Here is a 14966-nt window from a genome sequence, read left to right as displayed (position 1 = left end):
GAACAGGGCGGATCGCCCGCCGGACAATTCGAAGATAGGTTAGCCTAACCTGACCTGATGTCCAGGGGTGGGGGGCCTTCTGATCGAAGCTGTGCGGGGGCTGTGGCGTGCCGTGCGGAGGTCGGGAGGCCCAACTCCCTTGCAATGGGCGGCTGTTGGGCCTCTTGATGGGCTATGTCTCGCCCGTCATCTGGATCTCTACGGCTTGATGCGCTGGATCAGGGCACGCACGATGTTGGTCCTGGCGACCTGCAGGGCGAAGCCGTCGGCGTCTGGGACGGGCTTGGCGTGCCAGGGCAGGGCGCGGCGGCGCCACTTGGCCGGGGCGAGGTTCCCGGGGAGTTCTGGGAGGGGCAGGGTCCAGCTGCCGAGCCGCAGTTCACCGCGCCATGTACCGACGGCGAGCTCGGAGACGGGTACGCGCACGACGAAGTCGGTGCCGTTCCTTGTCGCCGGGAAGGTGGCGCTGTTCTGGCCGTTCTCCAGGTGCACCGTGAGGGCGCCCTCCGGGTACGCGGCGAGTGTGCAGCGGCCGGTGAACTCCAGCTCAGTGGGGGCGTCCGAGGCCCACCGCGCCGAGTCGTTCAGGCTGAGCTGCGGCAGCACGTCGTGCTTGCGCTCGCCGAGGTCGAGGGTGAAGTTGCCGTGCGGGTGGGTGGTGTAGAGGGTGACGGCCCGGGTTCCCTCGGCAGTGTTCACGATGTGCGTGGCGGCCTTGCCGGAGACGCCGGCGGCGCGCTTGCTGCCGATGCGGACCTCGCGGGTGATGCCCTGGGCGCCGATGACGAGGGAGATGTCCCACAGTCCGTCGTCGAGGGGGCGGCCGTCGGCGGCGGTGGTGATGTCGACGGTGGCCTCGAAGCCGGCGTTCTCGTAGGTGTAGCGGCCCTCGTCCTCGTCGGTGCCGAGTGCGGGGGTGGGGGTGTGGGCGACGGGGAGCCGGTACTCCGTCTTGCCGTCGCGCTCGCGCAGGAGAAGCTCGTTGGTGACGTCCTCGGTGGCGATGCGGTGGAGGTAGCCGTGGCCGGTGAGATGGAGGGCGGTGCCGTTCAGGGCGGCGCGGGTTATGTGGTGGCGTACGCCGAGCTGGGCGGTGACGTCGTAGCACTCGTCCGGGATGGAGCGGGCGGGGGCGCGGAGGAACGGGTAGCGGGCGAGGGCCCGGCCGTCGTCGACGAGCACCGGGGTGGAGACCTTGCTCCCGGCCAGTTCCTTCTCGAACCGGGTGAGTTCGAGGACCTCGTCGAGCATCTGATGCCGGACGAGGTGGAGGCGGAGGCGGGCCATGGCGGAGAGCCGGTTGTTCAGGCCCTTGTGCCAGAGGGGGGCGAGGGTGTCGGCGAGTTGGGCGAGGGCTTTTTCTTGCTGGGGGCGGGATTCGGCCGCGAGGTGGCCGAGGATCTCCTGCACCTCGATGGTGAGGTGCCGGTGCGCCAAGTGGTCACGGCCGGGACCGGGCGGGACGTGCTCCAGGAGGAGGTCGACCATGCCCGGCATGAACCGCAGCCGGGGCTCCGAACCGCCGTGGCGCACGGTTGTGTTGCCGCCATCCTCCCGCAGGGTGCAGAACAGGCAGTCGTAGTCGGCGATGACGGAGATGCCCGACGCGTGCAGGTACGCCAAGGCCACGAACGACTGGTCTTCCCCGATGGGCAGGCTGGTCGGGAACCGCAGCGCATGCCGCTCCAGCAGTTCGCGGCGGAACAGTTTCAACGGGTTGAGGGCCCAGTAGACACGTGAGCTGAAGACGTCCGTCTTCGGCTGATTACGGTTGAACATCGACATGGGCAGGCCGCGTCCCCCGACGCCCACCATCTTCCCGAGCACGATGTCGGTGCCGTTCTTCTCGGCCATCGCCACCATACGTTCCAGGGTCTCGGGGCCCAGATAGTCGTCGGCGTCCAGGAAGAAGACGAACTGCCCGCGGGCGTGGTCGAGGCCGAAGTTGCGGGGCGCGGACGGGCCGCCGGAATTCTCCTGGTGGAAAACGCGCAACAGCTCGGGGTGGATACCCGACAAACGCTGAAGTTCCTTGCCCGTCCCATCGGTTGAGCCGTCGTCGACGACGATGAGCTCCAGCTTGTCCTGGCCGATGCTTTGCTCGGCGACAGACGTAATGCAACGCGTCAGATAAGGCATCGCATTGTAGGCGGCGACAATCACCGAAACGGCCGGGGCAGCCATCGTCACGCTCTCCAAGAAATACGGGGGCACGCCCCGTTTCTTGGATGGCTTGAGTATCGGCTGGGCAGGTGCCGTGGTGTGCCATTTGCGGGGGAAGGTGCCACAAAGGAGTGTGAAGATAGCATGACCTTCCTGTGGCTATGGGGTGACCACCTGGCGAAGGACGGCCGCGAGTCGAGTTCGGGGCATCCGGCGTGATGAGAGATTCGCCCATATGTGGCCATATGGGCGATATATGCAACCGCTGTGATCCTTATCATGTCCACGACTGGGTGGGTGTGTATTGCATGTGCACTTCACGTGAAGGGATGATCCCTTGACTTTCTTTAGCTTCTCTTTATGTCCGGGGTGTCTGTGTCAAGGGTGGGGAAAGTGTGGCGGCGTGGTGCCGCCACTGTTCTGGCGGGGGCACTGCTGACCGTGGGAGGCGCAACCGGCGGTACACCCGCCGCGGCCGCCGTCGCATGCCCGTCGGGGACCGGTTCGGACTTCAACGGCGACGGCGTCAGCGATACGGCGATCGCCGACCCGGAGGCAAGCGTCGACGGCGTGCAGAAGGCGGGTGTGGTGCACGTCGTCTATGGCGGCGGCAAGGGCACCCTCACACTCTCGCAGGCCACGGAAGGCGTACCGGGTGTTCCCGAAACGGGCGACCAGTACAGCCACGCCCTGGCTGTCTACGACGCTGACCTCGACGGCTGCAGCGACCTGGTGGTCGGTTCTCCGTACGAGGACATCGGCGCTGCGCCCGACGTCGGAGGCGTGCACGTGATCTACGGCTCCACGAGCGGGCTGAACGCCGGCGGCAGGGCCGTGAAGGAGATTTACCAGGGCAGCGACAAGCCGCTGGGCGGCACTGCGGAGGCGGACGACTGGGTCGGGTACGCGGTCGCCGCCGGCAAGACGTCGGGCGGCACGCCGTACCTGCTGATCGGCGCCCCTGGTGAGTCGATCGGCACCGTCGAGGACGCGGGCGCCGTCTACTACGTGAGCGGCACCGCGCAGACGGTCGTCGGAGTCAACCAGGACACCGAAACCGGCGGCGCCGTCCCCGGTGTGGCGGAGCAGGACGACCGGTTCGGCAGCTCGCTCGCCGCGACCCCGACCCACTTTGCGGTAGGCACACCAGGCGAGGCGCTCGGCACCGCGACCTTCGCCGGCGGTGTCGCCTGGTTCAGCCACACACTGACGTCCGGCTACCCGAAACCACTCGGCGGACTCGGCCAGGATCAGGACGAGATCAATGGAGACGGGGAGGTCGGCGACCAGTTCGGCGACGCGCTCGCCATGGTCCCGTACCGGCCCTCCGGCGCCACGTCCACCACCGAGTCGCTGCTCGCGGTCGGCATTCCGGGCGAGGACCTGAAGACGACCGTCGACGCTGGCGCCGTCCAGGTCTTCCGGCTCACGGCGGGCGGCACCTTCACGGAGACCGCCTGGATCGACCAGAACACCGCGGATGTGGATGGCGCGGCAGAAGTCGGCGACCTCTTCGGCAAACGGCTCGCCGCCGCCAACACGTCCCCGAGCGCGACCTCCACGGCCACGACCACCAGGATCGCGATCGGCGTGCCCGGTGAGGAGACGACCGAGGATTACCCGGACGAGGGCGGCGTTCATATCGTCCCGCTGGTCGGTGCGCCCGGCGCCTCCGACGTCTCGATCGACCCCGGCTTCGGCGTTCCGTCCGCACCTGCATCACGCATGCTCACCGGCCTTGCCCTGGGCGCCACTTCCTCGCTGCTGTACGTGGGTGTGCCCTACGGCCCGGCCGAGGGACGGGCGGTCTACGGCTTCCCGTGGAACGTCGCCGCCGGCGGTGCGCCGACGCAGACCTTCAAGCCCGGCGAGGGCGGTATTCCGGCCGGCGGCGTCGCCTTTGGCGCCACTGTCCGCTGACGACACATATCCACGCTCGCCGGGCTCGCACATCCGACGACCGCGATGACGCACACGCCGGTGAGGGCGACAGCCCTGCCGGTGGCGCGTGCGCGTGACGGTCCGCTGGCGGCCCGTCACGCGCGTGGCGGAGCTGGCCGGATCAGGCGTTCCGGCGACCGGACTTCTGAGACTGACATGAACCAACTGGAGAGTGGACCCGTGTCCGCACACAGACACAGACCGATACGGCGAGGCATGGTGCTTCGTGCCGCCGTGGCGGCGGCCGTCACCGGCGCGGTGGTGGCCGGCGCGGCGGTCCTCCCGGGCGCAGGCGGCAGCCCGGTGCAGGGCCAGGCGCCGGCGGCCGCCGACCAGCCGATGCAGACCGAGCAGCAGGCGCTCGCCGTCGCGCAGGAGAGCGGCAAGAAGACCGAGGTCGTCGGGCTGCGCACCGAGCACCGTGAGATCTTTGCCGAGCCCGACGGCACCTTCACGGCGCGTGAGTACACCGAGCCCGTCCGTACGGTCCGGGACGGTAAGTGGGTCGACATCGACGCGACGTTGGTGAAGCGGGCCGACGGCAGCTGGGGTCCGAAGGCCGCCACCGTCGACCTGGGCTTCTCCGCCGGGCAGGCGGGCGATCCGTTCGTGACGATGCGGCGGGCGGGGCGTGAGTTCGCCCTGGCCTGGCCGTACGGCAAGCTGCCCGCGCCGAGCGTCGAGGGCGACACCGCCACCTACGTCGATGCCCTGCCCGGTGTGGACCTCACGGTCCGCGCCGAGGCCGACGGCTTCGGTCATCTGCTGGTCGTCAAGTCGCCCGAGGCGGCGGGCGACCCGCGGCTGGCCAGGATCGACCTGGGCATGACCACCAAGGGCTTGAAGGTCGCCGAGGACGCCGCCGGTGCCATCGTGGCCGAGGACGCGGTCGTCGGTGGCACGGTCTTCCAGGCGGGTGAACCCGCGATGTGGGACTCGGCCGCCGTGACCGAGGCCGCTGCCCGCCAGCAGGGCCCCAAGGCCGTGGCAAGGGCCTTGAGTTCCGTTGCGGCCGGCGCTGAGGAAAGCGCGACCCCCGGACCGCAGGCCGAAACGGCACCCGAGGCGGCCCTCGAAGGCCCGGGCGGCGGCGGACGTGTCGCCCCGCTCGACGTCGAGGTCGGCAAGGGCAAGCTGAGTCTGCTCCCCGACCAGAAGCTCCTCAACGGCAAGGACACCGTCTTCCCGGTCGTCATCGACCCGATCCAGCGCACCACCTCGCGCACCTCCTGGACCGGCATCATGTCCGGGATGCCCACCGAGCAGGACTGGAAGTACTCGGGCAGCGCGGGCGTGGGCAAGTGCCCCACCGACTACAACCCGGTCTCCTGCAACGGCGTCGGCGTGCGCCGCGTGATGTTCACGATGCCGCTCTCCTACTACAAGGGGAAGCAGATCATCGGGGCGACCTTCTCCGCCCGGGTGGAGCACATCTACAGCGCCACCCCGACCGCCGAGCCCATCCGGCTGTACCGGGTCGGCGGCAAGGACTACTCGCTCACCTCGTCCAGCAACTGGTCCAACACCTCGGACGACTGGGTGGACCACTTGCAGACCGTCGATAAGGCGATCTCCCCGACCTCCTGCTCCAGCCAGGCCAACCTGCACTTCGAGAGCGGCGAGAGCGGCGAGCTGACCAACGAGATCAAGTCGGCCGCCGCGGGCGACTGGAACGCCATGACGCTGGGCCTGCGCGCCGCCGACGAGAACCGGTTCGCCGAGTGGAAGCGGATCTGCGGCAACGCCTACCTGTCGATCAAGTACAACAACCTGCCGCGGCAGATCAAGACGTCGGACATGTACACCGACCCCGGTGGCCTGTGCCGTTGGGGTTCGGGCCGCGCGTACGTCGACCAGCCGCCGAAGCTGCAGGCCATCGCCAGCGACCCCGACCACGGCAACGGCCAGACCGACAAGGTCAAGGTCGAGTTCAAGGTGGAATGGACCGACCCCAATACCAACACGGCCAAGTCCTACACGTATCTGACGAAGGAATGGCTGTCGCCGACCACCGGCACCAAGTTCGAGCACACCGTCAGCTCGTCGATCCCGCAGAACACCGTCATCTACTGGAGCGCACACGCCACCGACGGTGACGGCTACGGCCCGTGGAGTTCGGAGGGCGACACCGCCCAGCGCTGCGAGTTCATCTATGACGGGCAACGGCCGGGCAAGCCACTGGTGTTGTCCAAGGAGTACCCGTCGGACAACACCTACCACGACGGCGTGGGCACCTACGGCACCTTCACCTTCTCGCCCAACCCGAACGACGCCATCCCGGACGCCGACGTTGTCAAGTACCAGTACTCCTTCGACGGGGCCGCGCTGAAGGACCTTCCCCCGAGTACGCCGGGCGGCTCGGTCTCCATCCAGTGGATGCCGACCTCGCCCGGGCGGCATGTGCTCGAGGTGATCGCCGTCGACAAGGCCGCGCACGAAGGCAAGACCCCTTACCACTTCCTGGTCAGCGAGGGCACGCCGGTCCTTGCCCAGTGGAACCTCGCCGACAAGGCCGGCACGGAGGCGCACGACGAGAGTGGCGCCTTCTCGGCTACGGCCGGCCCCGCCGTCACCTTCGAGGTGGAGGGCCCCGGCGGCAAGGTCGACAAGGCGGCCCGCTTCGACGGCACCGCCGACGCCTGGCTGGACACCAGTCAGACGGTGCTCGACACGTCCAAGAGCTTCAGCGTGAGCGCCTGGGTGCGGCCCGCCGCGCTGGACCGGAATATGACGGTGATCAGCCAGGACGGCACCGGCGAGCCCGGTTTCACCCTGGGCTACGACGCGTCCGCGCAGACCTGGAAGTTCGCAGTCCCGGTCAACGACGTCGACTCGCTGGGCGAGTGGAAGGCCGTCTCCACCGGGGTGTCCGTGGTCAAGGACCAGTGGGTGCTGCTGACCGGCGTGTACGACGCCCAGAAGAGCGGTGGCCCGCAGCTCCAGCTGTACGTCAACAAGGACCTGAAGGGCTCCGCCGGGCGCCGCTCCACCTGGAAGTCGTACGGCCCGCTGCAGATCGGCCGTGCCACGGCCAAGAGCGGCTACCGCGACCACTTCGTGGGTGACCTGGCCGAGGTCCGTGTCTTCGACCGCGTCCTGCCGGCGGCCCAGGTAGCCGAGCTGATGACGATCAAGCCGACCCGCAAGGGCTACTGGCAGCTGGACGACGCGAGCAACGGGGCCTCCGCCGAGACGGGCGGTGGGCAGGCGCTGATACTCGCGGGCAACGCCTCCATCTACCGCCCCACCAGCGTGTTCGACGCCGCCCTGGTCGGTGACGGTCACCTGGTCCTGGACGGAGAGGGGGACTACGCGTCCACCGCGACCGCCCCGGTCACCGGCAACAGCAGCTTCACCATCTCCGCCCGCGCCCAGCTCACCTCGCTGGACCCGGAGAAGTCGCAGACGGTGCTGTCCCTGCCGGGCACCAACGCCAACCGCGTCCAAGTCCGCTACCAGGCCGCCACCAGGCAATGGGAGCTGGCCGTGGCGAAGACCGACTCGGCGACCGCCGAGATCGTCACCTTCACCAACAACGATGAACTGGCGAGCACCGGCGGCTCCGGCCAGCACCTCGCGGTCGTCTACGACGCAGTCGCCAACTCCATCCGGCTGTACGTCGAGGGCCAGCTCGTAGCCGGTGCCCACGGGAGGAACGACACCCTGTGGTCCGCCACCGGCGGGCTCCAGGTGGGCCGTTCGCTGCGCGGGGCCGGCGAGTACTTCGCCGGCGCCCTCGACGAGGTCCGCGTCTACAGCGGGGCCGCCGACCTGATCGCAGTGCAGCAGATGGCCGCGCTGGTGGCCGTACCGGACATGTGACAGGCCGTCACTTCCTCAGGTGTGCCGGGTCCTCAGGGACCCGGCACACCCGTCCCCACCGCTTTTCCCCTCCAATCCATGACGTTCTCCTCTGAAAGGGAACCGACCGCATGTTTCGTGGCCGCTCACTGAGCCGCCGCATGCCGAGGCACACGGTCGTCGCGACAGTGATAGGGCTCTCCCTCGCACTGTCCGCGTCGACCGTCCAGGCAGTGGTGCTCGACGACGGCGCCCGGGGCCGCACCAGCCGCCCCGGCGTCCAGGACGACGGCGATCCCGTCAAGAGACGCGACGCCAAGTCCAAGCCCCGCCCCTCAGACCCGGCCCGCAAGGCCGCGGTCAAGGGCCTCGACAAGGCGGCCTGGCCCAAGCAGGGCGGCACAGAGGTGAAGCTGGGGACCACCGCGGAAGCGGGCGGTCTGCCGGTGAAGGTGCTGAAGCCCAAGAACGCCAAGGCTGCGAAGTCCGCGCCCACCGAGGTGCAGGTCGACGTTCTCGACCCCGCCCGCGCCGCGAAGCTCGGCGCCGACGTCCTCCTCGGTGTTGAGCGGGCCGACGACGGCAACAAGGGCGCCAAGGTTCGCCTGACCGTCGACTACTCCGACTTCGCCGAGGGCTACGGCGGCTCGTACGCCTCCCGGCTGCGCCTGGTCCAGCTGCCCGCGTGCGCCTCGTACGCGATCCCCGGCAGCAACAAGTGCCCGCAGCAGCCGAAGGTGCTGCCGACGGTGAACAACGTACGGGCGGGCACCGTCTCGGCCGACGTGACCGCCGCCCCGGCCTCCACCGAGGGCGTCTCCACGATGGCGGGCGAGTCGACCTCGCTCCTGGCGGTGGCGGCGGGCCCGTCCAGCGCTCAGGGCACCTACAAGGCGACCGCTCTGTCCCCGTCGGCCAGCTGGAACGTCGCCACCTCCTCCGGCGCGTTCAACTGGAACTACCCGCTGCGCTCCGTCCCGACCCCGGGCGGCCTGGTCCCCACCGTGGGCCTCGGCTACTCCTCCCAGTCGGCGGACGGCCGCACCTCGGCCACCAACAACCAGGGCTCCTGGATCGGCGAGGGCTTCTCCTACGACCCCGGCTATATCGAGCGCCGCTACAAGCCCTGCTCCGAGGACGGCCACGCCAGCTCCGGTGAGCAGTGCTGGGCGTTCGAGAACGCCACCGTCATGCTCAACGGCTCGGCCGGCGAGCTGGTCAAGGACGACACCACCGACAAGTGGCACCTGTCGTCCGACGACGCCTCCAAGGTGGAGCGACTGACCGGCGCCACCAACGGCGACGACGGCAGCGCCACCGACAAGGGCGAGCACTGGAAGATCACCACAGCCGACGGCACCGAGTACTACTTCGGCCTGAACCGCCTGCCGGGCTGGGCCACGGGCAACGAGGAGACCAACTCCGTCTGGACCGCCCCGGTCTTCGGTGACGACTCCGGCGAGCCCTGCTACAACGCCACCTTCACCAGCGCCCACTGCCAGCAGGCCTGGCGCTGGAGCCTGGACTACGTCAAGGACACCCACGGCAACGTGATGTCCTACTTCTACGAGCGTGAGACCAACTACTACGCGCTGAACGGGAAGACGGACGTCAACGGCACCGCGTACCACCGCGGCGGCTGGCTGAAGCGCATCGACTACGGCCAGCAGGACAACAAGGTCTACGCGGCCAAGGCCCCGGCCCGCATCGTCTTCAACACCGCCGAGCGCTGCCTGCCCACCGCCGACTTCGACTGCGCGGAGAGCAAGCGCACCAAGGCGAACGCCACCCACTGGCCGGACGTCCCGGTCGACCAGGAGTGCAAGTCGGGCACCAAGTGCACCTCGCCCGTCCAGACCTTCTGGACCACCAAGCGCCTGACATCGATCGTCACGCAGATGCGCAAGGACGCCACGAACTACCAGGACGTGGACGCCTGGAGCCTCACGCACCTGTTCACCGACAACGGCGACGACTCCAAGACGCTGTGGCTCTCCAAGATCGAGCACGAGGGCCGCGCCGGAACTGCCGTGAAGCTCCCCTCCGTCGACCTCTTCGGCGAGCAGCTCGCGAACCGCGTCGATGCGATCGGCGACAACATCGCGCCGTTCCACCGCTTCCGCCTTTCGGTGGTCCTCAGCGAGACCGGCGCCCAGCTCGACGTCAACTACGCGCCGACCGACTGCACCAAGGCGGCCCTGCCCCAGCCGGGTGAGTCCACCAAGCGCTGCTACCCGGTCAAGTGGGCCCCGCCGGGCTACCTGGAGCCGATCACGGACTGGTTCCACAAGTACGTCGTGTCGTCGGTCATAGAGACCGACCGCACCGGCGGCAGCGACGGCATGGTCACCCGCTACGACTACCAGGGCGACGCGGCCTGGCGTAAGGCGAAGCCGGACGGCATCACCGACGAGAAGTACCTCACCTGGGGCGGCTGGCAGGGCTACGGCAAGGTCACCGTCACCAGCGGCACCGCCGACAAGCAGACCACCCGCATCGACTACACCTTCATGCAGGGCATGAACGGCGACGCGAACCCGGCCGGTGGCACCCGCTCGGTGACGGTCAAGGACTACACGGGCGCCACGTACGACGACGACGAGGAGTTCACCGGCCACCAGCTGGAGGCCGCGACCTACGACGGCGGCAAGCTGGTCTCCAAGACCATCGCGACTCCGTTCAGGCACTACACCGCCACCCAGACCCGCAGTTGGGGCACCACCCGCGCGGCGATCGTGCGCGCACAGACCGGCCGCGGCTTCCAGCTGAAGTCCGACGGGACCTGGCGGGAGACGAAGTCCACCACGACATACGACACCGCCAAGGGCGGCCGAGTCACCCATGTCGAGGACCTCGGCGACGTCTCCACCGCCAAGGATGACTCCTGCACTCGCACCTGGTACGCGGACAACGCAACGCAGAACATCCTGTCGCTGCCCTCCCGCAGCGAGTCCGTCTCGGTGAAGTGCTCCGACACCCCGGACTACAAGACGCAGGTCCTGGCGGACGAGCGCACGTCCTACGACGGCGGCGCGTACGACGCGGCCCCCACCAAGGGTGACGCGACCAAGACCGAGCGCCTGACGTCGCACAGCGGCACAGCGCCGACGTACCAGGTCACGGGTGCAACGACCTACGACTCGTACGGTCGTCCGCTGTCCCAGAAGGACGCCAAGCAGTACGGCACGACGGACGGGACCAAGACCGCCTACACCGAGACCAACGGCCTGCTGACGAAGACCACCGTCACCAACGCCCTCGGCCACGTCACCACCACCGACTACGCCCCCGCCTGGGGTATGTCGGCCGGCCAGACCGACCCGAACGGCAAGCGGACGGACCTCGCCTACGACGCCCTTGGCCGTCTGACCTCGGTGTGGCTCGCGGACCGGGTGAAGACCCAGACGCCGAGCATCAAGTACTCGTACAACGTCCGCAAGGACAAGGTCACCTCGATCAAAACCGAGAAGATCGAGAACGACGGCTCCTACGGCGCCGAGTACCAGCTCTACGACAGCCTGCTGCGCCCTCGGCAGATCCAGACCGAGGGCCCGGACGGCACGAGCATGGTCGCCGACACGTTCTACGACGGCACCGGCAACCTCAAAAAGACCAACTCGACGTACAACGCGGCCGGCGCCCCCTCCGACGAGCTGTTGCCCGTCAGCAACAGCCAGGTCGGCGCGCAGAGCCTGCTGGAGTACGACGGACTGGGCCGCACCACAGCCCAGATCTTCGCGGTCAGCGGCGCCGAGCAGTGGCGCACGACGACCACCTACGACGGCGAGCTGACCCACGTCGACCCGCCCGCTGGCGGCGTGCCTTCGACCACGGTCACCGACGGCCAGGGCAGCGTCTCGGAGATCCGCTACTACCGGGGCTCCGCGCCGGGTGCGGGTGTGCCGTACGACTCGACCAAGTACACGTACAACACGCGCGGTCTGCTGGAGACGGTCACCGACGCCGAGGGCAATATCTGGCGCAACGAGTACGACCAGTTGGGGCGCAAGAACAAGTCGATCGACCCGGACGCGGGCACCTCGCGCACGGAGTACGACGAGCTGGACCGGCCGGTCGCCACGTACGACGGCCGGAACAAGAAGATCTCCAGCGTCTACGACAAGCTCAGCCGCGTAGTCACGACCTGGCAGGGCGACCCCACCACCGGAACGAAGCTGACGGAGACCAAGTACGACAAGGCGGGCTGGTTGGGCCAGGCCTACGGCTTCCTGAGCTACGTGTCGCCGACGGAGTACTTCGCCACCGCCGTTCAGTCGATGGATGAGTTCTACCGCCCGCTGAAGACGGCCTACCAGGTCCCTGCCTCGCAGGGCTCCCTTGCCGGCACGTACGTCTTCGGCACCACGTACAACCGTGACGGCACCGTGCAGAGCACCGGCCTGCCCGCTATCGGCGACCTGCCGGCGGAGGCGCTGACCTACACGTACGACGCCCTGCAGCGTCCGAAGACGATGACGGGCTCCACGTCGTACGTGACGAACACCGTCTACTCGCGCACCAGCCAGCTGCAGCAGTTGGAGCTGTATTCGGGCAGCGGCAAGAAGGTCTGGCAGACCTTCAGCTACGAGACGGGCACCGACCGTCTGACCCGCTCAGTCGTCGACGTCTACGGCGCCACCGCACCGGCGAAGGACTCCAAGTACTCCTACGACCAAGCGGGCAACGTCCTGTCCATCGCGGACACCGCGAACTCGGCCTCGCCGGACGTGCAGTGCTTCGCGTACGACAGCCGCCAGCGCCTGGCAGAAGCCTGGACCCCGGCGGCCACGTCGACGACTGCGGGCGGCACCGGCACCCGTGGTTCCACCACCCCGGTGGACGGCACGGGACCGACCGCCTGTGACGCGGCGCCCGGATCGAGCTCGCTCGGCGGCCCGGCCCCGTACTGGAAGTCGTACGAGACCGACGCCCTCGGCAACCGCACCACGGAGACGCTGCACGACACCGGGCTCGACACTGCGAAGAACATCACCCGCAGCTACGAGTACGGCACCGCGGGCGCCCTGGGCGACGGCCCGCACCAGCTCACCAAGGTCACCGAGAGGACCCCGACCGGCGACAAGCAGTCGACGTACGAGTACGACGACGCGGGCAACACCACCAAGCGCACCATCGGAGGTGACGCCCAGTCGCTGACCTGGACCGACACCGGCAAGGTCAATGAGGTCACCGAGGCGAACGGCTCGAAGACGAGCTACCTCTACGACGGCTCCGGCAACCGGCTCGTCCGCAAGGACCCGACCGGTACCACCGTCTACCTGCCCGGCACCGAGCTGAAGCTGTCGGCCGACGGCACCAAGAAGGAGGCCACCCGCTACTACGACTTCGCCGGCCAAACCGTCGCGGTCCGTACCGCGGCCAAGCTGTCCTACGTCGCCTCGGACCACCACGGCACGGGCGAGGTGGCGATCGATGCCGCGACCGGCGCGATCAGCCAGCGCCGCTTCGACCCTTACGGCGTCGACCGCGGCGAGAAGTCCGGCACCTGGCCCGGGGAGAAGGGCTACGTCGGCGGCACCATCGACGCATCGACCGGCCTGACCCACCTAGGGGCGCGCGAGTACGACCCGGTGATCGGCAAGTTCATCTCGGTCGACCCGGTCATCGAGTACACGCAGCCACAGCAGATCAACGGCTACGCGTATGCGAACAACTCGCCGGTCACGCACGCCGATCCCAGCGGCATGATCCTCGCGGACTGCAACTATGGTGTGATCGAGTGCCGTGGGGGCAAGCCGGTCACCAGCACCACCACCGACCCGAAGGTCACCCAGGCGCAGTCCGATTACAGCGTGGCATCCGCGAATCTGGCGGGGGCGCAGCAGCAGCAGTCCTCCGCCAAGCAGCGGATCAAGTCCGCGGGCAAGGCCCTGGTCAAGATTGTCCGGGACATCCTGGGCGTGGACGCGGCCCTGGACTGCATCTCCAGTGGTGACGTCGGTGCCTGCGGCGAGACCGTGCTCAACATCGCCGGCAGCTTCGCGGGCGGGCTGGCGGGCAAGATCCTGGCCAAGTACGGCGCGCCGTGGAACTGGGCCAAGGGCCTCAAGCTCGCCAAGCGGGTCACCGGCCTGGTCGGGGATCTGATCGGCGGGGCCAAGGACCTGTGGAAGGCCAACAAGGCGGTCGGCAGGGCGAGCGCCGGTCTCTCCAAGGCCGCGGACAAGCTGGCGGACGCCAGAAAGAAGGCGGCGGAGGCCCTCAAGAAGAGGAAAAAGACCGAGGAACCGGAGTGCCACAGCTTCTTGCCCGGCACGAAGGTCCTGCTGGCCGGCGGCGGTACCAAGCCGATCGAGAAGGTGAAGCTCGGCGACAAGGTCGTCACGACCGACCCGAAGACCGGCAAGGCAACGGTCCGTCAGGTCGCGGGCACCATCGTCACCGAGGACGACAAGCTCTTCTCCGACCTCACGGTTAAGACCACCTCGGGCAAGAAGCAGGCACTGATCGCCACGACGACGCATCCCTTCTGGGTGGTGTCCGAGCAGGCGTGGATCAAGGCCGGGGAACTCGAGCCCGGCATGACGCTGCACACCCCGTCGGGCGGCACGGCGGAGGTCACGGCCAACCGTCACTTCGACAAGCGGCAGCGCACGCATGATCTGACGATCACCGAAATCCACGCCTACTACGTTCTGGCCGGGGCCACGCCAGTCCTCGTCCATAACTGCGACGACGGCGATCCGTTGGGGGAGTACGCCGATGAGGTACGCAACGAATCAGGGGTGAAGTTCGCTTCTGAGTACACGTCTCCGTCGGGCCAGAAGTACTACGGACGCAACAAGCATGGCCAGCAGGCGGAGGGTCCCCTGGCGGAGGCTTTGGACGAGGTTGGCCACCACGGGGGTTGCGCCGAAGTGCACTGCCTCATTCAGGCTCAGGCTGCTGAAGGGCCCACAGCAATCAGGGGAGGTACGATGCGTACGGTGAAGTCGAGAAACAACAGCATGCCAACGTCGAATACGGCTGGGCATGGTGAACCGGCCACCCCCTGCGGTCGCTGCGCGCGATTGCTGGAACACCTTGGTATCGGTTGATCG

At 68.3% G+C, this 14966-nt stretch carries 4 protein-coding genes; 3 read left to right on the top strand and 1 reads right to left on the bottom strand.

The features are described from left to right. Positions 1–198: 198 nt before the first annotated feature. Positions 199–2184, bottom strand: coding sequence for a glycosyltransferase family 2 protein (locus AB5J49_RS17530; protein WP_369169568.1), 1986 nt, complete (start codon positions 2182–2184; stop codon positions 199–201). Between the two features lie 420 nt (positions 2185–2604). Between AB5J49_RS17530 and AB5J49_RS17525 the strand changes: the two genes are divergently transcribed. The 3 genes from AB5J49_RS17525 to AB5J49_RS17515 all read left to right on the top strand — a co-directional run bounded on the left by AB5J49_RS17525 (position 2605) and on the right by AB5J49_RS17515 (position 14963). After that, on the top strand, positions 2605–4083 hold the full coding sequence (locus AB5J49_RS17525; protein WP_369169567.1) for a VCBS repeat-containing protein: 1479 nt from the start codon (positions 2605–2607) through the stop codon (positions 4081–4083). A gap of 237 nt (positions 4084–4320) precedes the next feature. Continuing rightward, positions 4321–7926: a LamG domain-containing protein gene (locus tag AB5J49_RS17520; RefSeq protein ID WP_369169566.1), complete on the top strand. Its 3606-nt coding sequence runs from the start codon at positions 4321–4323 to the stop codon at positions 7924–7926. Between the two features lie 140 nt (positions 7927–8066). After that, complete coding sequence (locus tag AB5J49_RS17515) at positions 8067–14963, top strand: polymorphic toxin-type HINT domain-containing protein (protein WP_369169565.1); 6897 nt, start codon at positions 8067–8069, stop codon at positions 14961–14963. The last annotated feature ends 3 nt before the right edge of the window (positions 14964–14966 follow it).

It is taken from the genome of Streptomyces sp. R28, assembly GCF_041052385.1.
Taxonomy (GTDB): Bacteria; Actinomycetota; Actinomycetes; order Streptomycetales; family Streptomycetaceae; genus Streptomyces.
The sequence above is the reverse complement of the archived record's forward strand: the minus strand, read 5'-3'. Positions and strand labels throughout refer to the sequence as shown.